General features: G+C 61.4%; 20 protein-coding genes. 6 read left to right on the plus strand and 14 right to left on the minus strand.

The genetic code is table 11. From position 1 onward, the window contains the following. Positions 1–14: 14 nt before the first annotated feature. The 4 genes from Thiosp_RS24155 to Thiosp_RS24170 are packed head-to-tail and all read right to left on the minus strand — an operon-like array spanning position 15 to position 4,853. Positions 15–752, minus strand: a complete 738-nt coding sequence (locus tag Thiosp_RS24155; protein ID WP_201067291.1) for a CmcI family methyltransferase — start codon at positions 750–752, stop codon at positions 15–17. Then, a complete protein-coding gene (locus Thiosp_RS24160) occupies positions 749–1,846 on the minus strand; it encodes a methyltransferase domain-containing protein (RefSeq protein ID WP_242518637.1) in 1,098 nt (365 codons plus the stop codon). The genes Thiosp_RS24155 and Thiosp_RS24160 overlap by 4 nt, the downstream gene beginning before the upstream one ends. Then, positions 1,843–4,248: a tetratricopeptide repeat protein gene (locus Thiosp_RS24165; RefSeq protein ID WP_201067293.1), complete on the minus strand. Its 2,406-nt coding sequence runs from the start codon at positions 4,246–4,248 to the stop codon at positions 1,843–1,845. The genes Thiosp_RS24160 and Thiosp_RS24165 overlap by 4 nt, the downstream gene beginning before the upstream one ends. Positions 4,249–4,259: 11 nt before the next feature. Beyond that, on the minus strand, positions 4,260–4,853 hold the full coding sequence (locus Thiosp_RS24170) for a hypothetical protein (protein ID WP_242518639.1): 594 nt from the start codon (positions 4,851–4,853) through the stop codon (positions 4,260–4,262). A 168-nt stretch (positions 4,854–5,021) separates the two neighbouring features. On the opposite strand from Thiosp_RS24170, the gene Thiosp_RS24175 reads away from it, so the two are divergent. The 4 genes from Thiosp_RS24175 (at position 5,022) to Thiosp_RS24190 (ending at position 8,796) form a co-directional block, all read left to right on the plus strand. Then, entirely contained in the window at positions 5,022–5,588 is a 567-nt protein-coding gene (locus Thiosp_RS24175; protein ID WP_323696520.1) for a hypothetical protein, read from the plus strand. Between the two features lie 93 nt (positions 5,589–5,681). After that, a complete protein-coding gene (locus Thiosp_RS24180) occupies positions 5,682–7,139 on the plus strand; it encodes a DDE-type integrase/transposase/recombinase (protein ID WP_323696457.1) in 1,458 nt (485 codons plus the stop codon). Then, entirely contained in the window at positions 7,136–7,987 is an 852-nt protein-coding gene (locus Thiosp_RS24185) for an ExeA family protein (protein ID WP_323696456.1), read from the plus strand. The genes Thiosp_RS24180 and Thiosp_RS24185 overlap by 4 nt, the downstream gene beginning before the upstream one ends. Next, positions 7,987–8,796 (plus strand): DNA-primase RepB domain-containing protein, encoded by an 810-nt coding sequence (locus Thiosp_RS24190; RefSeq protein WP_323696455.1) that lies wholly within the window; start codon positions 7,987–7,989, stop codon positions 8,794–8,796. Before Thiosp_RS24185 ends, Thiosp_RS24190 begins: the two co-directional genes overlap by 1 nt. Positions 8,797–8,945: 149 nt before the next feature. On the opposite strand, the gene Thiosp_RS24195 is transcribed toward Thiosp_RS24190, so the two are convergent. The 5 genes from Thiosp_RS24195 to Thiosp_RS24215 form a co-directional block, all read right to left on the minus strand. Then, positions 8,946–9,887, minus strand: coding sequence for a class I SAM-dependent methyltransferase (locus tag Thiosp_RS24195; RefSeq protein ID WP_323696755.1), 942 nt, complete (start codon positions 9,885–9,887; stop codon positions 8,946–8,948). Between the two features lie 35 nt (positions 9,888–9,922). Beyond that, the gene (locus tag Thiosp_RS24200; protein ID WP_201067404.1) at positions 9,923–12,007 is read right to left on the minus strand and encodes a sulfotransferase; all 2,085 of its coding nucleotides are present in this window, start codon (positions 12,005–12,007) and stop codon (positions 9,923–9,925) included. A gap of 31 nt (positions 12,008–12,038) precedes the next feature. Then, a complete protein-coding gene (locus Thiosp_RS24205; protein ID WP_201067401.1) occupies positions 12,039–12,305 on the minus strand; it encodes a hypothetical protein in 267 nt (88 codons plus the stop codon). A 520-nt stretch (positions 12,306–12,825) separates the two neighbouring features. Then, positions 12,826–15,471 (minus strand): beta strand repeat-containing protein, encoded by a 2,646-nt coding sequence (locus tag Thiosp_RS24210; RefSeq protein WP_201067398.1) that lies wholly within the window; start codon positions 15,469–15,471, stop codon positions 12,826–12,828. A gap of 258 nt (positions 15,472–15,729) precedes the next feature. Next, positions 15,730–16,863 (minus strand): helix-turn-helix transcriptional regulator, encoded by a 1,134-nt coding sequence (locus Thiosp_RS24215; protein WP_201067396.1) that lies wholly within the window; start codon positions 16,861–16,863, stop codon positions 15,730–15,732. Positions 16,864–17,304: 441 nt separating this feature from the next. Between Thiosp_RS24215 and Thiosp_RS24220 the strand changes: the two genes are divergently transcribed. Next, positions 17,305–18,459, plus strand: coding sequence for a site-specific integrase (locus tag Thiosp_RS24220; protein WP_201067393.1), 1,155 nt, complete (start codon positions 17,305–17,307; stop codon positions 18,457–18,459). A 368-nt stretch (positions 18,460–18,827) separates the two neighbouring features. Next, on the plus strand, positions 18,828–21,002 hold the full coding sequence (locus tag Thiosp_RS24225) for a DUF3987 domain-containing protein (protein WP_201067391.1): 2,175 nt from the start codon (positions 18,828–18,830) through the stop codon (positions 21,000–21,002). A 105-nt stretch (positions 21,003–21,107) separates the two neighbouring features. Here Thiosp_RS24225 and Thiosp_RS24230 read toward each other — a convergent pair whose 3' ends face one another. The 5 genes from Thiosp_RS24230 to Thiosp_RS24250 all read right to left on the minus strand — a co-directional run bounded on the left by Thiosp_RS24230 (position 21,108) and on the right by Thiosp_RS24250 (position 24,857). Then, positions 21,108–21,386 carry a hypothetical protein gene (locus tag Thiosp_RS24230; RefSeq protein ID WP_201067388.1) on the minus strand — a complete coding sequence of 93 codons (279 nt, stop codon included), beginning with the start codon at positions 21,384–21,386 and terminating at the stop codon, positions 21,108–21,110. Between the two features lie 32 nt (positions 21,387–21,418). Continuing rightward, on the minus strand, positions 21,419–22,297 hold the full coding sequence (locus Thiosp_RS24235) for a DUF4351 domain-containing protein (RefSeq protein ID WP_201067385.1): 879 nt from the start codon (positions 22,295–22,297) through the stop codon (positions 21,419–21,421). A 137-nt stretch (positions 22,298–22,434) separates the two neighbouring features. Further along, positions 22,435–22,851: a hypothetical protein gene (locus Thiosp_RS24240; protein WP_242518652.1), complete on the minus strand. Its 417-nt coding sequence runs from the start codon at positions 22,849–22,851 to the stop codon at positions 22,435–22,437. Further along, the gene (locus tag Thiosp_RS24245; RefSeq protein WP_201067381.1) at positions 22,851–23,861 is read right to left on the minus strand and encodes a ParM/StbA family protein; all 1,011 of its coding nucleotides are present in this window, start codon (positions 23,859–23,861) and stop codon (positions 22,851–22,853) included. The genes Thiosp_RS24240 and Thiosp_RS24245 overlap by 1 nt, the downstream gene beginning before the upstream one ends. Positions 23,862–24,191: 330 nt before the next feature. Then, positions 24,192–24,857, minus strand: a complete 666-nt coding sequence (locus tag Thiosp_RS24250; protein WP_323696756.1) for a hypothetical protein — start codon at positions 24,855–24,857, stop codon at positions 24,192–24,194. Positions 24,858–25,334: the final 477 nt, after the last annotated feature.

Here is a 25,334-nt window from a genome sequence, read left to right on the forward strand (position 1 = left end):
TACGCGTGCAGCGCCTATCGCTCTGGACGCCATTCGCGCTGTAAAAACCCATCGAGAAAATTCCCCGGTCCATAGTCGAACGGCGGAGCCACGCGCTGGAAGTCCGGGTACCCAGCCAGAAACCGCTCAATGGCCGTGCGCGGGTTGGACTGAGCTACATTGGGATACTTCTCGGTCGCTTGGCCCACTGGGGTGCCGGCCAGGTCTGCAAAGATGGTATCGGCGACGATCAGCCAGCCGCCAGGTTGGATCAACGCGGCATAGCCCTCCAACTCGCGCTGCACATGCTCGGCATTGTGGTCATCATCGAGAAACACCAGCACCGGGCCGGGATCAGCGGAAATGTGATCAGCAAATTGATCGATGATGGCTGGATCGGCGGCATCGCCTTCCAAGGCCAAGCGTACCCGGGCGCCCAGCGGATGACTGGCGAGGACTTCCCTCGCCTCGGCACGCAGATTCAAATCCACCGTCAGCACCCCACCGTCCTTCTCCCCCAGCATGGCCAGCAGGGAGGCGAAAAAGATCGCCGAGCCGCCAAACTTGGTGCCGGTCTCGATGATCCAGCGCGGGCGCGCCTGATGCACCACGGCCTGCAGGCGCAGAATGTCCTGCGGCATTTGCCACAGCTCCACGCCGAGCCAGGACTGGCGAAACCAGCCTTCATTGGCAGAGGCGCGAGCATACTGGCGGCACAGGTCGCTGACCAAATAGCTGCGCTCGGAGGGCGTCCAGGGAGAAAGCTCAGTCACCGCGTCGCCTCCAGATTCAAGCTCATCAGGGTTCCCTGCTCCTTGTCCAAATGCGGCAGGTAAGACTGCGAATGGTCATCCACATCCGCATGCTCGCTCGCGCGCCAATCCCACCGGCGGATGTTCTTAAAGCCTAGCCCCAGCAGTTCATGCTTCAGGAAGGGCTCGTCGAAGATCATCTTGTGATAATCCATCCCATCGCGCTGGCCGCCGCAGATCAGGCCGATCAAGCCATTCAGGCCATCGGCCAGGCCGCGTTCATGATACAGCTTGGCACAGGCAGCGAAGTCGGGCACGGCTAACCGAAGCACGCCGCCGGGTTTCAGCACCCGGCGCCATTCGGCGAGTACCGCGCGGAATTCCCAGCGCCCGAAATGCTCGAGCACATGGGAGGCGTAGACCAGATCGGCGGTTTCATCGGGGATCATCTCCAGGCGGGCCACATCGGCGACCAGATCGACATGGGGATGGGCCTGGGCGTCGATATGCACAAAACCCGGAATGCAGCGCGTGCCGCAGCCCAAGTGAAGCTTCACCGGGCCGTCCGCTGGCCAGGGCACGTCTCCCGCCGCCGCGCGCTGGCGGCGCACCCGGCAGGGCGATCCCCAGGCAACCGCCCGGGCGGGAATATCGCGCGTCACCACCGAGCCAGCACCAATCACCGCGCCCGCGCCGATGCTGACCCCAGGGGAGATCACCGCGCCCATGCCGATCCACACATCATCGTCGATCACGATGGGCAAGGACTCGGCGGGCTGCTGGCGCATGGGGCGGTCGGTTTCCATCAGGCCATGACGCACGCCGCAGATCAGCACGCCACCGGCGATCAGGCAGTGGTTGCCGATTTCGATGCCAGCGCGCGGTTCGTAGATCTGCACGCCGGGGCCGAAGGAGACCTCCTCCCCGGTTGTCAGCCAACCCTGGTCGATGCGTATGCTGGCATTGGGATAGAGAATATTGCGCTCACCCAGGGTCAGCCGCCCTTGCGGGCCGACATAGATCACCGCGCCGGGCTCAAGGATGGTGCTCTCCGGGAAGGTGCAAGCGCCCTGGCAGTCCACCACCGCTTGGGCATGGATACCCCGCGCGATCATGACGCTGCAACCTTGCTACTCTGCTCCGCCCACCAGCGCTCGTACATCGCCTCATAGGCATCCTCCAGCGCGGTAGCCAAGCCCCTGGCATCGCACAGCGGGCTCTGGCGCATCTGCTCGCGTTGGGTCAGGCGAATCTGGCGGCGCCCTTCGACATCGCGTGCCAGCGCGACGACCTTCGCGATGGACCCCTCATCGTCCGTGGCAATCCACTCCTCCCTTCCCAGCGCAGTCAGCATCGAAGCGCTCATGCGTGAACCCATACGATCCCCCAGCTTGGTCACTACCGGCACGCCCATCCAGAGCGCATCGCAGGTGGTGGTGCCGCCGCACACCGGGCCGATGGGGTCCAGCGCAATGTCCAGGCGGTCGTAGTAAGCCATGTGTGCAGACCAGGATGGTGTCGCTTGGCGGTCCTGCAACTCAATGCGTTCCCCGGCGATCCCTTGGCCGCTGAAGGCTCGCAGCACTCGTTCGCGATTGCTGGCATCCGCCAGTTCATTGGTCTTGAGCAGCAACTTGGCCTCCGGCAAGGCGTGCAGCACCCGTGCCCAGGAGGCGATGGTGGTGGGCGTGATCTTGATCAGGTTATTGAAGCTCCCGAGCCACAGCACCCCATCGTCGCGCGGGCACCAGGCCGGTTTCGGTGCTTGTTCGGTGCCATGATAGGCGACCCAGACGCGCGGTAGCGGCCAGAGCTGTTCCAAGTAATGCTCGGCCACCCATGCCGGAGTGAGCAGGTCATCGCCGATCCAGTAGTCCATCTCGGGCAGATAGGTAGAGCCAGGAAAACCCAGATAATGTGCCTGCACCGGCGCCGCGCGTTGGGCGAAGACGCCAAGGCGATTGTGGGAATTGTGACCGGAGAGGTCGATCAGGACATCGATCTCATCGGCGCGGATGCGCGCAGCGGCCGCTTCGTCAGTGAGACCCACAAACGTCTGCCAGTGATCGACGGCGTCCCTGATGCGGTTCGTGACTGCATCAACTCGGTGGGTGCCTGAGTAGGCCGAGAGTTCGATCCGGGTGCGATCATGCTGGGTGAACAAGTCTTGGACAAAAAAGCCAACTGCGTGGTGGTAAAAATACCCTGAGACATAGCCAACGCGCAGGCGGCGCCCGGTGTTGGGGCGTGAAAACGACATTTGTGGCTCAACAGGGCGCGACCGCTGCATCTGGGCAATGCGTCGCTCTTGGGCAAGCAGCTCAAACGCCCGATCGCCTTCGTGGTAGTGCAGCAGAAACAGCCGGTTAGACGTGGCCTCGGCATACTCAGGCTTGAGCCGCAACGCCTGTTCATAGGCGCCAAGCGCCTCCTCCAAGCGCCCGAGGTCCTTGAGGGCATTGCCCCGGTTGAAGTGCGCCTCGGCATAATCGGGCTTAAGCGCCAAGGCTTGGTCATAAGCCTGTAGGGCCTCCTCCAAACGCCCGAGGTCATAGAGGGCTGTGCCCCGGTTGGAGTGCGCCTCGGCAAAATCGGGCTTAAGCGCTAAGGCTTGGTCATAAGCCTGTAGGGCCTCCTCCAAGCGCCCAAGGTCATAGAGGGCATTGCCCCGGTTGGAGTGCGCCTCGGCATAATCGGGCTTAAGCGCTAAGGCTTGGTCATAAGCCTGTAGGGCCTCCTCCAAACGCCCGAGGTTCCTGAGGGCATTGCCCCGGTTGGAGTGCGCCTCGGCATAATCGAGCTTGAGCGCTAAGGCTCGGTCATAGGCTTGCAGGGCCTCCTTCAAGCGCAAGAGGGCTTTCAACATGACACCGTGATGGCAGTGATAGGCCGGGACTTGATCGTTGATGCGTATCGCACGGCGAATGAATGCCTCGGCGCCTGCGGGGTCGCCGCGCTGGTACAGAACCAACCCCAGACGATGCAGTGCCTCGGCGTGTGCGGGGTTCTGGGCGATGAGTTGCCGGTAGCCTGCTTCGGCGGTCTGCAGATCACCACTTTGATGCGCTTGCAAAGCCTGCTGATAGCGCTCGCCTGGCGCGTTTATGGAGCTGTCACCTCGCTGGTGCACCGCGAGGTATTCTCGCAGCCTTTGGACACCGCCTTCATCCAGACCGCTGCTCTGCGCTTGGGCGACCAGGGATTGCGCCTCGTCGGGGCGTGCGCAGCGCACCAAGGCGTCAGCACTGCTGAGCCAGTATTGGGTGACCGCGGGATTGCCCGCGCGTGCCGTCTCAAACAGCGCAAGCGCAGCGGCGATCTGATTCACGGAAACGGCCAGCACGCCAAGGTTGTGGTTGGCGTCGGGATGCTTGGGCTGTGCCTGCAAAATAGCCCGATACAATCGCTCGGCATCCTGCAGCTGGCCAGCGCGATGATGCGCTACCGCCTGGTTCAGCGCCTCGGGGATCGTTAGCTGGCGGTTGGCCTTGGATGTTGAGTCGTTTTGGGGTTCCATGGTGCCTGCACCTAAACCACCCCCAACGCCCTCAAGATCGGCAACTGCTTGGTGGCAAAGTCCTGCGCCTGCTGGTTCAGCTCGGCCAGGTTCTCCTCGGGGGACGCGATCGGCGTGCCCTCTTTGATCAGCCGCTGACCTTGGCTCTGCAGCAGCTGCCAGGTCTGGTTGGCCCAGTCGGCGGGCTGCTTGTGGCCTTGGCTGTAGGCGAGCAGGAACAGTTGCTGGAAGCGGTTGACCTGCACGCCGCCGCCGGTGACCGGGCTGGCGAGGTAATTGATGTCGCTGCTGCCGCGGGCCTGCTGTAGGAGGTGAGCGTTGAGGCGCTCGCTGTTCTTCTTGGACTTGGCCTGCGCCTTGTCACCCATTGCCGATGCCGAGACCGGGGCGAGGTGGCCGGCGCCGGTGAGGATGAGGGTGGCCTGCAGCAGTTGGGGGAAGTTGATGCCCTGGTCTTTGAGACGGGTTTCCAGTTGGCCGATGGTTTTGGGTTGGTGGTCGGCGAGCTGGTCGAGGATGGGCGTGTAGATGGCCTCACTCAGGTTGGCCTCGCCGAGGCTGCCGGTGACCTTGAGCGGGACATCGGGGCGATGGGCGATGAGCACCAGGCGCTGGGCGCGCAGGGCCTGAGCCTGAGCAGACTATTTGCGGGAATCGGCCGCGATTCTGAGCAAATTCAGTGAGGGAAAACAAAAAACCCCCTCAAACAACTTGACGCAAGTTGTCCGAGAGGGCTGTCTCCGAATTTCGCCAAAAACCAGGAGACAGTCCCAGTGTGTCACGCCTTTCTTGCCGACACGAACTTTTACCAACTGCTCACCCGGATCGACGAGTCGATTGCCGAGGAAGTCCGCGCGGGCGGCTGTGACTGCGGTGGTGCGTTGCACAGCGCCCGTTATCCGCGTAAGCCCCGAGGTGTGCGTGGCGTCTTGGATGAGAGCTACCAGAGCCGTCTGAGTTTCTGCTGCGCCGCGGACGGGTGCCGGCGGCGCAGCACCCCGCCTTCCGTTCGGTTTCTGGGCCGCAAGGTCTATCTCGGGGTCATCGTCGTGCTGATTTCGGCCCTGCATGACGGACTGAGCGCATCGCGTCGCCGGCGCTTGATCAAGACGCTCGGTGTCACCGTCCAAACCCTGCGGCGGTGGCAGCACTGGTGGCGTGAGCAGTTTGTGCAAACCCGCTGCTTTCGATCCTTGGCTGGTCTGTTGATGCCGCCGATCGCCACCGAGCACCTGCCAGGATCCCTGCTGGAAAAATTGAGCGCAAAAGCGTTGTCCGAGCGCGTCGTGCAACTGCTGATATTGATCGCCCCGAGCACGACAGCGACAGGCTTGCTGTAGGGCAACGCCAACCCGCAGAAGACCTCATCGCGCCGCTGGGCGGCGCCTTCTAGACTCCCGGTGATGTGTGAAACAACTGGGAGGTGAAGACGAATGTCCGATGACAACGGCCTCGGTGATCCCGATGGTTGGGCGCGGTTGCGCTTTGCCATTATTGGTCCTTTATTGGCTGATCCTGCGCCGGCGAACGCGCTGGGCGCGCGGCTGAAGGCGCTGGCGGCCAAGTCATGGCGTCATCCGGTGACTGGGCGGGCGGTCAGTTTTAGCTTTGGGACCTTGGAGCGCTGGTATTACCTCGCACGCGATGCCCAAGACCCGGTGACCGCACTGCGCCCGCGCCGGCGCAGCGATGCCGGGGAGCAGCGCGCGCTGAGCCCGCGCCTGATGGAGGCCGTACAGGCGCAATACCGCGACTACCCCGGTTGGACGGTGCAGCTGCATTACGACAACCTCGCCGCCTTGTGCGCGGGCGATGAAACCCTGGGGCCGCTGCCCTCCTATGCCACCGTGCGCCGCTTCATGAAGCGCGCGGGCCTGCACCGCCGGCGTGTCCCGGCGCGCAAGACACCCGGGGCCGAGCAGGCCGCGCGGCGCCTGGAGGCCTGCGAGGTGCGCAGCTATGAAGCCCAGTATGTCCATGCCTTGTGGCATCTGGACTTTCATCATGGCTCGCGCAACGTCCTCACCCGGGGTGGCGTCTGGGTCAAGCCCCTGCTGCTGGCGGTCATCGACGATCACTCGCGCCTGATCTGCCATCTGCAGTGGTACCTCGATGAGACCACCGAGACCTTGGTGCATGGTCTGGGACAGGCGTTGCACAAGCGCGGGCTGCCGCGCGCCCTGATGAGCGATAACGGCGCGGCAATGCAGGCCGAGGAATTCACCGCCGGATTGCATGCGCTGGGCATCCTCCACGAGCCGACCCTGCCGTACAGCCCGTATCAGAACGCCAAGCAGGAGCGCTTCTGGGCCACGCTGGAAGGCCGCCTGATGGCGATGCTTAAGGGGCTGGAGGAGCTGAGCCTGCAGCGGCTCAACACCCTCACTCAGGCGTGGGTGGAGCAGGAGTACCACCGCAAGGTCCACAGTGAGACCGCCGCCACGCCGCTTGCGCGTCTTCTCGATGCGCCCAACGTGGGGCGCCCCTGTCCGGACAGCGAGCAGGTCCGCGCCGCTTTTCGTTGTCGCGTCCAACGCCGTCAGCGCCGCAGCGATGGGACGCTCAGCCTGGCGGGCAAGCGCTTCGAGGTGCCGGCGCGCTTGCGTCACCTTGAGCAACTGCATATCGCTTATGCCCGCTGGGATCTGAGTGCTGTGGACGTGGTTGATCCCCACTCGGGCGCCATCCTCTGCCGCCTCTATCCCCTCGATAAAGCCGCCAATGCCTCCGGGCAGCGTCGGCGCCTTGAGCCCGCCGGCGCACCGCCACCGCCATCACAACGCGCCACGACGCTGCCACCGTTGCTGCGCGACTTGCTCGCCGAGTATGCCGCCACCGGTCTGCCGCCGGCCTATCTGCCAAAACACGATGACCTGGAATCCAGTCGATGAACAAGACCCTGCTGGCCCTCTATGGACTGAAGTTCAATCCGTTCTCCCCGGAGCTGCCGACGGCGGCACTGCATCGCAGCGCGCCGGTGGAGCAGTTTTGCTGGCGCATCGAGCAGAGCCTGATCCGCGAAGGCGGTTTTGCGCTCATTCAAGGTGATCCGGGTACCGGCAAGAGTGCGGTACTGCGCCTGCTCGATGAGCGTCTGCGCCAGCTGCCCGATATCAGCGTTGGGGCGCTCACGCATCCCAGCTCGAAGGTGGCGGACTTCTACCGCGAGATGGGCGATCTGTTCGCCGTTGACCTCAAGCCCCATAACCGCTGGGGTGGCTTCAAGATCCTGCGCGAGCGCTGGCTGGCGCATCTGGAGACGACGCTGTTGCGCCCGGTGTTGCTCATCGACGAGGCGCAGGAGATGCATCCGACGGTGCTCAATGAGCTGCGTCTGCTGACCTCCATGCAGTTCGATTCGCGCACGTTGTTGAGCGTGATCCTGGCCGGCGATGGCCGCCTGGCGACCAAGCTGCGCCGTGAGGAGTTGCTGCCGCTGGGCAGTCGTATCCGTACGCGCCTGAGTATGGAGTATGCCAGTCGCGAGGCGCTGGTCGCCTGCCTGGAGCATTTACAACACAGTGCCGGCAATGCGAGTCTGATGAGCGCAGGGCTGATGAAGACGCTCGCTGAGCATGCGTTGGGCAATTATCGCGTGCTCACGACCATGGCGGCAGAATTGCTGGCGCAGGCTGCTCGGCTCGAACGCGCGCAGCTCGATGAACAACTCTACCTTGAGGTGTTTGGTTCAGCGGCGGGCAACGCCCGCCAACGCCCGAGTGCCAGGGCGGGCGCCTGATGAGCCGCTTGAGCGCTGAGCGCCCGCACCAGGCCATGACAGCGGCAAGACACACCGCCGTGATGCTTGAGGCATGGCACGACGCTGGCATCGTGCGTGCCGATTTGGCGGTGCGCACCGCCAAGGCGACGATGCTGTGGTTCCATGATCGCTCTTTGGATCAGCTTCCGTTGGGGCTGGCCAGAGCGCGCAATGTCCAACAGGCCGATATTTATATCCGTCCAGCCCGCGGCTATCCCTGGCCAATGGTGTTTCTCGATGATGTCGCACGGCCGATGGCGCAGCGCATCGCTCGGCACTATGCGGCCCTGGTGGTGCAGACTTCGACGCTCGGGGGCTGCCACCTGTGGCTACGGCTGACCCGCGCGCTCGATGAGGCGCAGCGCTGTGATGTGCAGCGTTGGCTGATCCCGCGCGTTGGCGCCGATCCGGGCTCGGTCTCCGGTGAGCACCTCGGTCGGCTCGCCGGGATGAAGAATGCCAAGCGTGGCGGGGAGTGGGTCAATGTCCTTCGGCGACCAAGCCCGCAGGAGCGCGTCTGGGATCCAACTCCGGCCTTGCCAACGATGGCTCCGGCTCCGCCGCCGGTCGTCAACTGCGCTCCACGGGCGCGCTTATCCACCGGTGATCCGTCCGAATCTGCCCGCGAATGGGGCTGGGTCTGCGGCGCTCTTGAGGCCGGCCTTGCACCGACCACGGTCTACCAACGCTTGCTCGAGCGCGCGTCCCCGCGTCGCGGAGCCGATGCCGAGCGCTATGCCCGCTACACCCTCGCTCGCGCCATTCGCCAGAGCGCTAGAGGCAACTGAACCCGCTGCGTCTCTCCCCCCTCAGGGGGGGAGCGTGGTTCACGATTCCGGCTTCCCGCTGTCGGCCAGTAACGGCCCCCGTGATCCCACACGCATTCCATGTCCTTCAAATGGCTTGGAAATGGGTCCCGCAATTATCGTGATTACGCTCACAGGGCCTCGGCTTGTTCGAGCGGATTGAGCCGGCGCGGGCCTTTGATCCAGTAATCACGGCGAAATTGTTGGTTGACCATGAAGTCCCGCACGCTGTGGCGGAAGTCGGGGTCGGGGAGCTGGTTGAGCAGGGTCTGTTGCTCGGGGGTGAGGTTGATGGCGTCGATGGCATCGAGCAGGTGGGCGGAGCCGGCGTAGCGGAGTTTGGCCGGTGCGAGCCAGTCGGCCAGGGTGGCGAAGTGCATGGGGTGCCAATCGCGGTTGAAGTATTCGTGCGCAAGGTAGTGGCGGTTGTGGGCTTTCATTTTCTCCAGCCGCTCGTTGATCTGGGGGTTGGCGCGGCTGTAGAGGGGGTTGGTGGCGAGCAGTTGCTCGGCAAAAGCAATGGCGCCATCGATGCGGTTGACGATGCCTTGGCCTTCGGCACCCAGGGCGTCGGCATGTTCGGTCATCAGGTGGCGCATGGGGGCGAAGGCAGCCCAGCCGGGCAGGGTGTTGTAGCTTAAGTAAAGCACGCCGCCGACGCTGAGCTTGCGGCGGATGAAGTCGACCATCACCCGGCGATTGTCATCGCTGATCCAGCTCCAGATGCCATGCACGCCGATGTAGTCGAAGTCGGGCAGGTCGTCGCGGGCGGCGAGCTCAGCGAAGCTGTCGTCGAACAGCTGGGCGTCGCTGCCGGCGACGGTCGCCAAGGATTGAGCGAAGGCGGCTTGGCTGGGGTTGAAGTCGGTGCCGGTCCAATGCACGCCGGAGGCGGCGGCATGGATGTTGACGCTCAGACCCTGGCCGAAGCCGAGCTCGCAGGCGTGAGTGATCTGCGGTGGGGCGAGGCCGGCGTTGAGCAAGGGCAGCGCCAGGCGCGCGGGGTTGAGTTCGGGGTAGTAGCCGTGGGTGTAGCCGATGTCGGCGACGTAGCCGGCGGTCCAGTCGGTCATGGGCGCTTTCTCGGGGTGATGGTGGTTGGTGTCCTTTATGCCGGCAGATGGGCTTGCGCGAGGGCGCGCAATACCGGCTCGTCTCGAACGCGTTTGCTCGCCACCGCCCAGAGGTCAAAAAAGGGCGCGCCGCGCCGACGGCTGGCGATGCTGGCGAACCCGGCGGCTTGCAGGGTGCCGATCAGCACCCGTTCGGTGAAGCCGCATTTGTGGGCCATGTAGAGGTTGCCCTGTGCGAGCGAGGGGCGGTGGCCGTAGAGGATATCGAGCGGGGCGATGGGGCCGGCGGGGGATTGGTAGGCCGGCTCGGTCAACTTGTCCTCTGCCACCAAGGCGCAGACGCTCTGGATGTCGGGGCAGGTGATGACGGCGAAGCCCTCAGGCTTCAGGATGCGGTGGAATTCGGCCAGGGCCACCGGCACTTCATGCGGATAGAGATGCTCGATGTTATGGCTGGAGAAGAGCGCGTCCATGCTCTCGGACTCCACTGCCGCCATGTCGGTCATGCTGCCCTGGATGTCAGGCTGCACCGCCGGGTCGATGTCGAAGCGGATCTCCGTCCAGTCGTCGGTGTTGAACCCGGCGGTGGTCTGGTCCTTGCGCTTGGGGCCGCAGCCGATGTGGAGGAAGGTCTGCGCGGGCATGGGCGCGGCGGTCTCGATCAGGGTCTCGTCCTGCGGTGTGAGTGCATAGCCCCAGTGGCGCGCCCACGGTAGCAGCCAGGGTAGCACCGGCGCCAGTTGCGCGCGGTACTTCTGCCAGCGCCCGGCGGCGTGGGTGTAGAGTGGCTGTACCACCTGGTGGTAGCTCGGGGTGTTGATGTGCCTGCGCGCGGCGGCGGTCTCGGCATAGCGGGTGACGGCATCATCCCAGGGCAATCCGAGAAAATCCAGCAGCGCACGCACCTGGTTGGTGAAATCCACCACTAGGTCTTCGTAGCGCAGCGCATGCACGCGCAAGGGGAATACCTCACTGGCACGCACCCATAGGCGCATGGCCCGGTCATACAGACGCGCGCAGTCGGTCAGCGTGAGGAAATTCGCCATGGCCTCATTGGGCGCGAAAGAGTGCATGAAGCAGCTCAGCACGCAATCGCACGGGTGGCGCAGGGCGAGAATAAAACGCGCGTCGGGAAACAGCCGATGGATCAGCACTGCCGCGGTGAGGTTCAGCGGTAGCTTATCCACCACCACCGGGCGTGACGGTTCCCGGCTCAGGGCGTCGTCCAGCGCCGTTGTATAGGCCAGCTGCAGCGCCTCCAGCGTCTGGGCATCGACGGTGGCCAAGTCAGCAGGGAAGTTCTTCAGGGTCCGCAGCGCGGCGAGCTTGGCGTGCGCGACGCAGGGGACTTCCTCCACTACCGTCACTGCCGGATGGCTGCGCAGGATGGTGTCGAGCAAGGTGGTCCCTGAGCGGGGAAAGCCGACCAGAAACACGGCGCTCTGCGCCGGGGCCGGGTGCGTCTGCCAGTCTGCGGCCCAAGCCGGGGTAAGACAGGCATCCAGGCGCGTCAGGTGGGCGTTGTAGGGCGCCTTGTCGATGCCGTGGCGCGCGAAGCGTGACTGCGCGGCTGTGTTGGCCGCCTCAAACGCGGCAAAGGCCGCCGCCGGTTCGTCCAGGCGGTCATGCAGCGCCCCACGCAGCGCGGCGATTTCTTCCCACATCCCTAGGCGCTCATCCTCCAGTGGAATCTGCGCTAAGTCGGACTGTTCCAATGCGGCCAACGCATCCTTCAGCTGGCCATCGCGGCGCAACAAGCGCGCCCGAATCAAATCCACGCCCGGATGGCAGATGGGCGCCGCCGCCAGCGCCTCACGCAGGCGCGGCACATCGCCAAGACGCTCCAGCAGGGCCCAGTAATTGGCCTGCATCAGGACATTCTCTGGCGCTAGCGCCACCGCACGCGCGTTGTGCAGTCGGGCCTCCTCATAGCGACCGAGCAAGCGCAACACATTGCCGAGGTTGTTGTGCGCGCCAGCCTGTTCCGGGTCGCTGTCGAGAATGGCCTGATAGGCGCGCTCGGCGTCTTCAAGCCGTCCGGCGCGTTGGTGATTGATGGCCTGTTGCAGTGGGGACGGCGGACTGTCAGAGGTACCTTGGTTCGATGGTTTGGTCATCATCCGCACGCTCTCTTGCGCGCCTTTAGGCGCCTCAATCCTCCAACCAACCACCGAACAAATCCGCGATGCGCTGACGCTGGGCGGCGATGTGAGTTTCAAACACGGCTGAATCTGTCACGGTCTCGCTGTGCTTGCCGCCCAGATGACGTTCGGCCTCGTCAAGGACAGCCGAGAGAGGGACGTTTTCTGTATCGCAGCATGCTAGCAGTTGCAAGGCGCGCTTGCGATCCGCCGCGTGCAGCGCGAATTGGCCATCTCTGTCGCCAAAGCAGCCGGGAAGATGCTGTTGCCAGTGCATGCGAAAACCGACCTCACGAACATGGAAAAACCCCGCCCCGACAGGTCGGGAGCGGGGTTGGAAGGCAAGCTGATCTTGCCCTGAATCATTGTTTTATTACCGCTTGGCCTAAGTCGTATTTAGCTGGCCACAAAATTTCATTTTTTTCAACTTAGATGACGAACGTTCAAGGTCGAGTATCGATAATGATCAGGATCGTATCAGCCTGTATGACGATAGACACTCGACTTCGGCGGCGTCTCCACAATAGCATGAACAGCTCTAAAAGAAACCCGGCAAGCATCGAGCTAAGGATATTGGTGATCAATAAAAATGCGCTCATCAGCATCGTAATATGTCCTCTTGGTTATGGAAAAGAAACGGCTGCACCGACTGGTGCAACCCATCAGCGAAAAAAAGATTGAAAACATCATGATATCGCCTAAAAAAAACCCCCAGCAGAGGCTGGGGGTGTAATGAACGACCAGATTACAAGGGCGGCGCGAGTTTGCTGAAACTCGGGCCTGTCCTTTTGTCCGGCTTAGGCGAAATTGTCGAAAACACCAGCAACGAATGTTGTTGCATCAGCCACATTGAATGTACCGAGCAGCCCAACCTCTCCAGCATCGACCGTACCGTCATTATTAAGATCTTGGAATAGGAAGAGGCCTGTACTCGCTCCATTATCCGTGAGGTAGTAGAATGCATCACCTGCGTTTATGTTGGCATCAGATTGTGCCAAGTCCGTGACCTGCGTACCTACCGTAAGATCCCCTGAGTCGGCGCCGTTATTCACAAGAAAACCTGTGTTAGCGTTCGGGTTGACGGCACCGGCTACAACATTGGCAGCCTCATAGGTTACACCTGTTCCCCTCAAGGCTGCATTATTAGCGAGACCACCATCACCAAAGTTGAAGTTGATGGTGTCGTTTGCCACAGCAAAGTCGGTAATGATGTCTGAGCCATTTTGAGTCTGAGTTGTCCCGAAATTTACTTTGTCATTGCCGCCGGCAGTGAGAATGATCGTATCGTCGCCCGAACTACCGGTGGCACTATTGTCACCCGCCCCACCGTTGATGGTGTCATTAAACGCGGTACCCACCAAGGTGTCATTGGCTGCCGTGCCATTGATGGTGGAGCCAGCCGTGGCGCTCATGTTGCCTGTCGCGAAGGTGCCGCTGTACCCGGTGACTTTGACCAAGGTATCGTCGGCATTGAGCGCCGTGTTGTTGTTGCCGTCAATGAACAGATAGGTATCACTCTTGTAGGTGAACAGACCCGCGCGATTAGCGCCGATGTCACCGGCAACCGCAGTGTCGAGCGCTTCGTACAGGGTCGCGTAGGTGTCGTAGTTGTTCGAGACATTTTGGATGCCTGCCGCAACCGCTGTGACGGCCAAGGTGTCGTTGGTGAAGTCAAGATCAGTGATGGTGTCCATCACATAGGTCGCGGCATTGACGTTGGTCAGCTTCGACACGGCAAAGGTGTTTTTGCCATCATCGCCGGTGTAGGTGTCGTTTCCAGTACCACCAACCAGGTAATCGTCGCCCGCGCCACCGGTCAGGGTGTCCTTGCCCGCGTCGCCGAGAATGACGTCGTCCTTAGCGCCACCGGTCAGGATGTCGTTTTCGTTGGTGCCATAGATGTAGGCACCCTCGCTACCGGCCTTGACTACGGCGCCGGAATCGACCACGGGGGTATCCAGATTCACGACAGTGCGCGCACCGACACCAGAGAAATCGATATTGTTCAATGCTTTGGCAGTCGTTGTTGCGGTGTAGCTCAGAGCGCGGTCGCCGGTGGCGGTGATGTCCGAAACGCGGCTGTCGGTTGAAAGAACCAGGCCGTAACCGGTGCCATCTGTAGAAGATGTCGCACCATCTTTGTTGTCACGATCCGCCGTGGTGATCGCTAAATTCTCGATACCATCGACGCCGAGCAGCACCTGGTTACCCGGTTGAGCCACCGTTAGGTCTGAGTTCAGCGCAACATTCAGGGTGTCGTCGGTATTCGGATCAGTCGCGCCGGTCATGCCAATGTTGACTGCAACAGTGGAGTCTCCGCCGGCAGCATAGGTCACGGTACCGCCGGAGGTGAAGCCATTGACGGTCGCCGCAGCCGTGGTCGTTACAGCCCCGATCTGCAACTCGTTGGCGCCGGAGAACTTGGAGATGTCGATGGTTGTGTTATTCAAGTCATCGTTAATGCGCACACCCTGGAAGTTCGTAATCTGCGCCAGGTTGGTGGAGCTTGCGCCATCCAGTGCGTCCCCGGCCGCTGCGGTCATGGCCAAGATGTTATTTCCGCCACCGCCGTTGAGGGTGTCTGCGGTGGTGAGATCGCCAAGAGCAGCGTTGCCAATGCCGATCACATCATCGCCATCGCCGCCATTGACGCTAATCGCTTTGTTCAGGTTCACCGTTAGGGTATCGTTACCGGTGCCGCCAGTGATGGTGGCGTCCTTGGTGCTAGCGGATACATCAACTGTCACGCCGCCCGAGTTCGCGCTTGCATTAACAGAGGTCACATTGGTGAAAGCGACGTTGGTGCTTGCAGCAAAATCAACTTTTCCCGCGCCAGAGAAGGTCAGGGTCTTCGGATCGGTGTCGCCAGCGACACTCGCTAGCCCAATGTAGCTCTCGCCGCCGGTTGCATTGACAGCGAAGGTGGTGAATTTATCGCTTCCACCGGTGGTGACTTTAATGTCTGCGCGTTTTGTGCTGGTACCAGAACTGGCGGTTTCGATGTTGAGCGTGGCGTCGGTGGAACCGATTTTACCGTCTGCAAAGGTGAACTCTAGCGCGTCGTTTCCACCGACAGCCACCTTCACATTATCTAGGCCCGCGGTGACGTTGTTCTGGAGGTTACTAACCTCAACCATCGCTGTTTGCGAGTCGGAACCCGAGTTCATCGCGGTGATCTTTTCCACGCCAGTCCAGTTGACAGCGTTTAAATCGCCCGTCGGGCCGGCAACCAGGTTTTGAATCTGGATGTTTTCAATGCTTGCCAAAGTTCCAATGGGGGTGTCATTGGTTGCTGCCGTCAACTTGAACGTATCCGTGCCGGCCTTGCCATCAAGCGAGTCACCTGTGTTAAAGGTGGCACCAGCCGCCGCGTTCGCCTCGATGACGCCATTGAACGTATCATCCCCGGAGGTACCGTCGATGCTCTCAATAGCAGTAGTCAACGTGCTGGTATGAGATTCTATTTAAGCTTATTTTTCAATGCGTTATAGAATTTTCGAGAGACTTTCAGTACATTTTTCCCACCAATTTCCTACTGAGCTATTGAAATTGGCCCTTACAGAATCTGATATTGCCCTGTAAGTCGATGAAAAAATATGGTTTATTCTTACAATAGGGGCCAGCCAATTCCTACCAAAAATCCCACCATCGCCAGAAAACGGCCGTACATTTGGTAGGAACCCGCACCGTTCATAGGCGCTTCATGGCTGATTTTTCTTGCATTCGTCACATCGCTCGCGTTTCAACAGCATCCTGCTGAGTGTCATCAATACCTCGGTGGCGCACTCTCTTGCGAGTCGCTCTTGGCAGCGCGCGCCGCCACCGATTTCGCTTAAGAGGTTAATGCAGGTTTCATACAACCAGGTTCGATCCTCCGGGCGCTGATCCCCAATATCAGCGCGTTGCAGCGCTTCCAAGACCATGCCTTTGACGCGCTGCAGGGTAACGGCCTCGCTTAGATTGGAATCAGCGTTTCGCGGCCGACTCGTCGCCAGATGAGGCCCCCCTGCCGAAGCGTCTGCCGTGCTGCCCACCAACGCCGGTGTGTGATCAAGTGCGCCTGTCGATGGATCGGATTGTCCTGACTCCCCTGCCTGTTGCACCCCAGCTACCGCCACCACGTCTGGTGCGGATCGGCGCTTTTTTCGGCGGCGATCAAATTGGTTCTGTTGATCGGGGTGCGCGCGCCAGGCGGCGATTTGTCTGGCAGCCAGCCCGGCCTCGACCTGACCCTCGTCCCAGCTCCGCAGTGGATCATAACGGCCCGCGTGTATCCGTCGGTCCAATGCGCAGACCTCCGGGTCATTGGTATCGAAGGTGATCGGCTCATGGCCCACTAACAGCCACTGCAGGCGAACATTTGCACCCAGCGCGAGCCTCACCAACATCTCTCGCGTGGGTTCCGCGGGCCCGTGCACCCAGCCACGGATGGTCGATTCCGGCCGCCCAATCACTCGCCCGAGTTCGACCATGGTGCCCAACCGTTTCGCAAGCAGCGCGATCCGCTGGCGGAAGGCCTCCGGCTCGGCAAGCCCCTGCGCCTGCGCTGTTGTGCTCCAGCGATAAGGAAAATGCCAGCCCACTCCCCCGACCAGCCAGTCTTCGGCGACTTCCGCACTGCGCGCGAGTGATAACAACCGCAAGCGACTTGGCTCACTTTCGCCCTTAAGCCAACGGCGAAGCACCGGGGGCTGCATTCCCGCCTCCTCTGCCAACGCCACCACGCCCCCCACCCGCTCGCAGGCCCAGCGCAGCCGCCAGCGGAAGTCCTCGCCGTCGCGTCCTTCGCTGTCAGCCAAGGGCGCGTAATCGTTGAGCGTGCCACGCGTGTCCATCCACTATCAGCCAAGCGCAAGGGAGCTATCGGACTGACCCGAACGAAAACAAAGTACGGATATCGCGAAATGACGCGCATGATGTCTGCGAAAGTGGCATCGGCATTCTCTACGGCAGAGGAATCCATCAAATGATTTGCGCAAAAAAATAATCAATGGATTTGAGCGATTCATTTTTGCAGGAGAGAAAAATCCAGCGTTTTTGGGCCGGAAATCCACCTATTTTTTGCGTCGCGTGAAATGGAAAACCAGGACAGTCACAATCGCAGTTTTCGTATTTGTTTCTTGACAGGCGCGGATTCCGTACTATTATTCCCCTCGAAGCTCGGTATCAGTCGATCTCCGGCTTCTCTACCCATCTCTATCACCCATCACATGGAGGGACCAGCATCTATGCCGAAACAGTCATTGCGTCACGCATGGCCCACTCTCGAGAGTTCATTGGGCCGCAGCAAGACGAATTACCACGATGTGGAAGTCACTGGCCTGATGCTCGAGGTCAGGGGGCCCAGGCGCCAAAACCGCACATGGTATCTACGCTATCGCTACAACGGCCGCCAACACCAGCGGCGCTTGGGCAAGGGCGATCACATGGATTATGACCAAGCGTGCGAGGCGGCGGAGCAGATATTGGAGACGATCGCCGCTGGCCGCGATCCTTCCATGGCGGATGCCACCCCACCCACAACCTTTCGGGACTTTGCGATTAACGCGTATCTCCAACACGTGATGCTTTCGAAAGTATCGTGGAAAACGGACGAATCGCTGATCCGGAATCATCTCATACCGCATTTCGGCGATAAACCCCTGGCTGCGATCACCCGACAAGATATCGCTGATCTCGCAAGAAAACGCCTGGAAGAGAAGGCCGCACCGGGTTCTGTTGATCGCCTGCTGGTGTTGCTTCGCTATCAATTCAACCTGGCGATCAGGTGGGGCACGCCGGGCGTGGATGAAAACCCGGCTAAATTAGTGCCATTATTGCGAAAAGACAATCGGCGCGACCGTTATCTCAGCCAGGAGGAAATGGATCGACTGTTCCGGGAACTCGAGAAGAGTGAAGCGCCGGTCCTGCGCTACATCGTGGCGTTCTTGCTGCTCACCGGAGCCCGAAAAAATGAGGTGTTGCAGGCACGCTGGGAGGATTTCGATTTCGAAACGGGCCTTTGGCGGATACCGCTCACAAAGCGCCAAGAGCGTCGCTTTGTGCCGCTGTCAGACGGTGCCATGGCGTTGCTTTCGGAAGTTCCACGTTACCCGCACGTACCCTGGGTGTTTCCCAACCCGGCAACCGAGCGCCCGTTTCGACAAATCTATTATGGCTGGGACACAGTTAGAAGGCGCGCAGGTCTTCCGGATGTTCGCATACACGATCTCCGTCATAGCTTTGCGTCGATGCTGATCAATGCTGGGCGCTCACTCTACGAAGTCCAGCAGCTGCTGGGGCACACGCAGATCAAAACCACGCAGCGTTATGCGCATTTAGCGCCAGACACCCTGCGCGCGGCGACCAGTACGGCCGCTCAGGTCATGTCGGATGTCCTTGCTTCCATGAAAAAACCAGCCCACGAAAACCGTGCGCTGGTGCAATCCTAAGCAAAATCAGTCAGTTCCACGTCCTGCGCAATGGCATACGCCAACATGTCATTGCGCTCTAACCACCACGAAGAAGAAAGCCCGCAGGGCGCGGGCTGTTTTTCGATCAAATCGTTTTTGTGTCGGTTGCGTGTTACCAGCACGCCACCCTTATCTGCAACCCTGCACGCCAGATCAGACGAAGAGCAGACTTGCTAATCGAGAGTCTACATCTAAAGAATAGCAGTTCGTTTGCTCCGAATCTAGTCCGGCGTGCCTCTCCAACGGAGGTACGCATGAGGACTTCAACTGCCCCTGCTATTACGCACATTCGACGGTCCACCAACCCTTCTTCGCTCCGGCGTCCTGCAAGCCAAGAGGAACGTGATTTGCTCGCCCTTCGGTATTCGCTCGCACGCGCGTTTGAACGCGCGATTGGAGCCGAGAATGAAGAGCACATCTTCGTGACATTCGACGACAGAAAAAGCGAATCAGAATCAAAACGACCAGAACTGGTGTCATCGCAACGCGGCACGCTCTTGACTCAGTGGGATATGCTCGACACCCTTAACCGGCAGGGAGCTGGCGTGTTTGTAATGCTTAACCGTGGCACTGGCAAGATCGCCAAGGATCGCATTGTCACAGGGATTCGCGCTGTGTTTGCGGACTTTGACCCCCCTGAAACGGCTGCGTGCCCTGCGACATTTCCCCTGAAACCAAGCCTGATCGTCACCACGAGTCCTGCGCGTCACCATGTCTATTGGCGGGCGCACGATGTCCCGGTCAGCGAATTTCCGCTTCTGCAGTTGGCGATTTTCAATCGCTTTAACAGCGATCGGAGCGTGCATAACCCGGCGAGGCTGGCGAGACTCCCCGGCTTTTACCATCAAAAAGACCCGATGAACCCGTTCCTGGTGCACATCCAGCAGAGCAGTGATGTCGCCTACGATGTTGAGACGCTCAACCACGCCTTTCCCTCTGCCACACCGCCCTTGGCATCCGGAGCATCTGGTCATACCACATCAAGACAGGCGCATCGCTCTGACGAATGGCTCCAATCCATGCTGGCTGGCGAGGATCTGCATGACAGCGCTTTACGCCTCGTCGGTCGATTTGTCGCGCAAGGTCTTGACAACGCGACGATTCACACCCTTTTCGCGATATGGGAACCGCGACTGAGGGAAGTCCGCGATCCGCAACGCGTGGCTGAGTTGTACCAGGGTGGCGAACTCGCCCGGATGATTCGCGGCGCGCGCCAGAAAGACTTTGCCCGCGTCAGTTCCGAGGATGAGCAGGATTACGTCGCCCCACTGCCGAGTGTCGATCCTGCAATCTACCACGGGATTATCGGCGAGTACGCCCACGCAGCGACCGCCGGCCGGGAAATCAATCCGATTGCCTCGGCGCTCGCTGCGCTCAGCTGGCTGTCTGCCCAAATTGGCCGCGATCTGTATGTTCCCATCGGTGACATGGATCACCCACTGCTGCTGTTCACCCTCCACATCGGACGGTCCTCCTTGGCGGCGAAGAATGAAGCAACCGCGCTGTTAAAAAAGGTCCATCCAAAACTTCTTGCACTGGGCCTGGGCAGCGATTATGAAACGCGGGGAGTCAGCACACCAGAAGGGCTGATTTACCGTCTGCGCGATGGTGATGGCGAAGATGACCCCGGCGTTGAGGATAAGCGCCTGTGGCTGGTGATCTCGGAGTTCGCTCAATTGCTCGGCGTCAGTCAACGCACCGGCAATCCGCTGACGGAGATGCTGCGTGATCTGTTTGACGGCCATTCGCAGGGGCCGCTAACAAAGAATGCACGCTATCAATGCACTGATCCGCATGTGTCAATTCACGCGGCAATCACCCCGGATGAGCTGCACAAGGTATTGCGCGCCGTGGATCTGTACAACGGGTTCCTCAATCGCTTCTTGCTGAGCTTTTCCGAACGGGTCTGCCTGCAGCCGTTGCCGCCCCCGACCGACCCCAAGGTTGTCGATGAAATTGCCGACCGCTTTGGTTCAGTGCTGCACTGGGCCAAAGGCGGCTATCCGACGGCAAAGCACACGCGCGCAATGACATTAACGCCCCGCGCCGAGGCGCGCTGGCGCGAGGCCTACGTCGAACTGGCCCGACCGAGCGAGGATGAGCCGCTGGCGTCGCTGTTGGCGCGCCGCGCGCCCATCGCACGGCGCGTGGCAGCGAATTACGCCGCGGCAGATCGCGCTCTGAAGGTGGATCTACCCCACCTGGAAGCTGCATTGGCTTGGGCTGAGCATCATCGCCAAACGGCTGAATTCGTCTTTGGCGGGGATGTCAAAAACCGCGAAAGCGAAGCCCTGCAGCGCAATCGGAAAATGCAGCTGCTGGCGTTTCTCAGAGAGCAATCACCGGCGGGCGTGCTTCGCTCAGACATTACGACAAAGTGCTTTAGTAACCACATACGCAAGAACGATCTCGATAAGTTGTTAGGCCGCTTGCTGGCGGATCGGCAGATCGAACGGCTAACTGTCCCCCATCACGGCGCCGCGAAGAAAACGCTGACCAGCTATCGGTTCATCGGTGATTGAGCGATCACGGTGATCTCCCGTGTTGGTCCACGAGGGCCAGCACGGACTTTCACCCTGATGGTCGCCAGTGGGGTGCGAAAGACGCGAAAGACGCGAAAGACAGCGTCACGACTGAAGCGGCACTGGCGAAAGACCGGCGAAAGACGCGCGAAACACGCCTGGGTCGGTGCCGAGACCGATCGATAATCCGCCGGCGCAACCATGCGCGCTGCCCCGGGGCCGCGGCGTCTTTCGCCCGTCTTTCGCGACGTCTTTCGCATCCAAGAACTGAGCAACCACGCCGTCTTTCGCGTCTTTCGCGTCTTTCGCACTCCGGGCAGTGCCGCGCATCATGGATGGCCAATCGTCATAATCCTCTGTTCCGATCAGCCGCATCGCGCGCATGCGCCCGCCCTCGCCCGCAATCCTTGCCGGCACTAATGCAAGACATCCTCAAGCTGCCGGGCATCGAACAGTCGCTCAGACCAACGCAGCAGAGTTTCAGCGTCGGCTGCGGCGATGCGCTGCTCGGCCTCTGGCGGCAAGGCTCCGAAACGGGTGGACAGCAAATGCTGCAGTAAACGGGCTTCACCCTCCTGCATGCCCTCCACCTTCCCCTGGGCAATAAATCGATCAGCAAACGCAGTCATGGTCTCGATCTCCTCGGCATAGCTATGTTGATAGCATTCGCGTTCATTGTCATCGAGCGCAGCGTAGATGTCGATAAAGTCCAGGTATTTGATCTGTCGCTCGGGGTCTGGTTCCAGCGTGCGCAGGCCGCGCACGGCCTGGGCGTAGACCTCAACCTTCTCCTCGGGCGCATACTGCATGTTGGGCAGGTTCAGGCGGGCGACCAGGTTGGGGCTGTCGAAGTAATCGCGCGCCTTCAGCCCGAACAACGGCCAGGCCAGATAGCTGAACTGGAGATACACGCGCGTGTCGCTGCCCAGGCTAAGTGACTCACGGAACTGTCCGGGGTGCAGGAAGATGACCACCGGCACCACGCGCTCGGTGTGGTAGAGCTCGGCGAGGTCCAGACAGTAGTGCCCGAGGCGATGGATGGAGAAGCGCCCGGGCTCGGTTTCTTCCTCGAAAACAAACAGCAGCGCCTGGCGGCGCCCGTCGGGCCATTCCAGCAGCAGCGGCACATCGAGCTCGCGAAAGCGATCACCCAGGCGCTCCTTCAGCTGTTCCTCGCGCAGCGGCAGAATGCGCACCTCCTCGCCCAGCCGCGCCGCTTCGCTCGCGGCGGCAAACTCAATGGCCTGGCGTGGATAATCAAGGATGAGGTTTTTGAAGTTCTGGTCGTGGCTCATTAGATGGTCCCTGTCAGCCGCGCGCGCCGCATGTGTGCAACCAACGGAGTTCTGCGTCATGCAGATCCTCGGGTCGCCACCGATACAGGAGGCTTCCAACCCCCAGCATAGCAAACAGCTCAAGCGATGATTGCGGATCAGCCTTCAAAGCGCGCATTGAGCGCGCGCAGCGCATCGAGCGTGTCGGGGTCCATGGCCTCTTGCGCGTTGACCGGTTCCTTTGCCGTCGATGGATGGGAGGTGGACTCGGCGGGCATCGATTCCTGTCGCGGTGCGCCTGCGCGCTCCGCTTCCACGCTGGAAGCCGGAGCTGCCACATCACCGCCCTGGCCCGCCAGCGCCGGCACCTGTAACCGCCGCAGCGCCACCGGTACCGTCACCGTCTGCCCGGCATAACGCGCAACATACTCGCGCAGCGCCTGTTTGATATGGGAGGAGAGTTCTCCGCTGGGAACCGCCCGGGTCCACTCATAGAGATCGGCCTCGCGCTCGGGGTGCAGGGTAATGGCAATTCGGTAGGCGCGCCGCGCCGGTTGGGGCTTCTTGGTCCCCATCAGGCCGCCTGCGCCAGCAGCAGGCGGTTGCGCCCATGGCGGTAGTAGCCTTCGCTGACACTGTAACGCGGGCCGCTGAAGGCGGGTTCATGATGCGCGTCCTCCACGCCCCGCGCATGTGGCCATTGCGCTTTGAGCGCCGGCAGCACCAGATCGGCACCACCGCCAATCACCAGCACCCCGTCGAGCCCCTGCACATAACTCGCCAGCAGTTGCCCGGCCAGGTCGATGACCTTCTCGGCCACCACCGCGCTGGCGGTGGCGATGTGCGCGTGCAGATCAATGCTCTGGCCGAAGTGACGCAGGCGAGCGGTGCGCAGCGCGGTCTCGGCGTCGATCAAATCCAGGTTGATCCCCTGCCCGTCGAGCTGGCGTTGCAGGTACTCCACCGCCAGGCGCACCCCGGCGCAGCCGCCGCTGGCGGCTTCGACCCAGCGGCCTTTGTGCAACAGAACAATATCGGTGGAGTAGTAGCCGACATCGATCACCGCCCAGGACTCCTGCGTCATCGCCCGGCCAGGTTGGGGCAGGCCATGGCGGTCGAGCAGATGAGCGTAGTAGCCGCCCAGCGGTTGGGGCAGGATGAACAGGTCGGCCGCGGCGCCGAGTTGTTCGCCCGCGACCTGGCGCAAGGCGGGTTGCGCGCTTTGGTATTGCGCCACCGGCAACCCCAGCACCCAGACATGCGGGCCAACGCCAGCAGCGGCTTCAACCAAACGCCGAGCCTGCGCCATGAGCGCAGCATGGGCGTCGCTGGCGATCCACTCGCCGGTCAGACCATTGGCCAGCACCGCCTTACCCTGCACGGCGGCGGTCTCCCCGACAAAATAGTCGCGCCCTTTGATCGTCACCGTCTCCCGCGCCGCCAAGGCTGCTTCGCCCGGATCGCGCAGCGGCAGCGCGGTACAGGCCAGGGCGGAAAACTGCGCCCGGCGCACACCCTCGGGCGTGTCGAAGCTGAGCTTGACGGCGGAATGGCCGATATCCAGGCCGATGACACTTTGGTACATGAGCAACTCCCTCTTCGCGGGTGGCGTTCTGGCTGATGATGGGTTTAGTGTAGCACACCAATAAATGCTAACAGATGCATCTCGTTGCATGCTGCATAAACCGTTTTATCACGCGTGCCATAGGGTGCCACATCACGCAGGAGGGCAGACGCGTGATCACCGGCTTCGCACAAAGAACGCTTTTGAAACAACGCAATACAGGCCGACACCTGCACACCTGCAATGCCGGTCGGTCTGCACGGTCTAGTGTATTGTCGAGCGCCTTGTAGTTCGTGATATCCGACGGCTCTTGTAGCGCCTACCGTGGCGCCACACCACACGCCGCAGTATTCATTGTGCCGCCCGATACGCTCCCAGATGCGGCAGTTTGTCGGGTTCCACCGACGGCCAGGGGGCGTCATGGCTATGGCGCACCCACACCACGCGGGCGCGGCGCAGCATCTTGGCCACCTGGGTGCGCACCCCGGAGTGCATCGGTCGGCGCAGCAGGGACTGGCGGATGAAGGCATCCAGGCGCTTGGCATCGCGCTGTTTGCCGGCGCTTTGCGCCAGCGCGGTGAGGTAATTGGCTTCCTGCTGCTCGATCTGCGGCAGCAGGCACCAGGTCCAGCGTGAGCCGCCGCCATGGACGCGCGGGCGGGTCAGGTGCATGAGCACATAGTCGCCCCACACCAGGCGCTCACGGCGGGCGTCCTGCAGGGATTCCAGATCCTTGATCATCCCGCGGCCTTGCTCACTGACCAGCATCACCCAGCGAATCTGCTCGCCGGTCTCCTTGGTGGGCAGCTCGGCGCCGATCAGGTGGGTATTGCACTGGCAGCGGCGTTTGCGCCATTGGCGAGCGGCGGGACTGATGTCGACTTCGTAGCGGGCGGACATTTTGGTCACAAACGCCGGCCATTTCTCGGCGGCGATGATGCCGCTGATCCACAGCGGATAGGCGTTGATCAGCCGCGAGATGGTGCGTTGGGCATCGATCTGGGTGGGACGGAGCATGCGCATGAATGGATCATAACCCATTGGTGCAAGAACATGATGCGACTGGCGTCACAGCATGCGAATAATGTTCCTTTGCGAACGCCAGTGAGCGCTGATCGGTCGCGGCGACGCGGCAGCTTGGTGCAGTTTTTTTATGTCCGGCAATACTCCTTGAGGTTGAGCCGAACGGCTCGACGACCGCCGGCGGGGGGACTCCCTGTCGCGGCACGACGTTTTGGCCGGCACGGCGGGGCGGCCTCCCACTGGGTTTCCTCACGGGAATCCAGCGGGAGGCCGCCAACCTCCGCCACTTCAAGCCATGGGCTGTAAGCCCCCGGGGGACGCCACCCCCAGGCTCCGGGCTGCCATCCGGAGCCGCGCGCTTTAGCGCCTCGTGCGGTTAATCCCGCTCGCGGGGTGCGAGGAGGGCGGCACCGGGTAACCCTCGCTCAGTTGAGCGAACTAAACCGGTGCTTCTACTCCATTCAGATTGTC

This window comes from Thiorhodovibrio litoralis (assembly GCF_033954455.1).
Classification (GTDB): Bacteria; Pseudomonadota; Gammaproteobacteria; order Chromatiales; family Chromatiaceae; genus Thiorhodovibrio; species Thiorhodovibrio litoralis.

Bases quoted from the DNA above. Each gene is read 5' to 3' on its own strand.
- Thiosp_RS24160 (WP_242518637.1), bottom strand. From the start codon at position 1,846: ATGATCGCGCGGGGTATCCATGCCCAAGCGGTGGTGGACTGCCAGGGC.
- Thiosp_RS24165 (WP_201067293.1), bottom strand. From the start codon at position 4,248: ATGGAACCCCAAAACGACTCAACATCCAAGGCCAACCGCCAGCTAACG.
- Thiosp_RS24180 (WP_323696457.1), top strand. From the start codon at position 5,682: ATGTCCGATGACAACGGCCTCGGTGATCCCGATGGTTGGGCGCGGTTG.
- Thiosp_RS24185 (WP_323696456.1), top strand. From the start codon at position 7,136: ATGAACAAGACCCTGCTGGCCCTCTATGGACTGAAGTTCAATCCGTTC.
- Thiosp_RS24190 (WP_323696455.1), top strand. From the start codon at position 7,987: ATGAGCCGCTTGAGCGCTGAGCGCCCGCACCAGGCCATGACAGCGGCA.
- Thiosp_RS24195 (WP_323696755.1), bottom strand. From the start codon at position 9,887: ATGACCGACTGGACCGCCGGCTACGTCGCCGACATCGGCTACACCCAC.
- Thiosp_RS24200 (WP_201067404.1), bottom strand. From the start codon at position 12,007: ATGATGACCAAACCATCGAACCAAGGTACCTCTGACAGTCCGCCGTCC.
- Thiosp_RS24205 (WP_201067401.1), bottom strand. From the start codon at position 12,305: ATGCACTGGCAACAGCATCTTCCCGGCTGCTTTGGCGACAGAGATGGC.
- Thiosp_RS24215 (WP_201067396.1), bottom strand. From the start codon at position 16,863: ATGGACACGCGTGGCACGCTCAACGATTACGCGCCCTTGGCTGACAGC.
- Thiosp_RS24230 (WP_201067388.1), bottom strand. From the start codon at position 21,386: ATGCGCGCGATGCGGCTGATCGGAACAGAGGATTATGACGATTGGCCA.
- Thiosp_RS24235 (WP_201067385.1), bottom strand. From the start codon at position 22,297: ATGAGCCACGACCAGAACTTCAAAAACCTCATCCTTGATTATCCACGC.
- Thiosp_RS24240 (WP_242518652.1), bottom strand. From the start codon at position 22,851: ATGGGGACCAAGAAGCCCCAACCGGCGCGGCGCGCCTACCGAATTGCC.
- Thiosp_RS24245 (WP_201067381.1), bottom strand. From the start codon at position 23,861: ATGTACCAAAGTGTCATCGGCCTGGATATCGGCCATTCCGCCGTCAAG.
- Thiosp_RS24250 (WP_323696756.1), bottom strand. From the start codon at position 24,857: ATGCTCCGTCCCACCCAGATCGATGCCCAACGCACCATCTCGCGGCTG.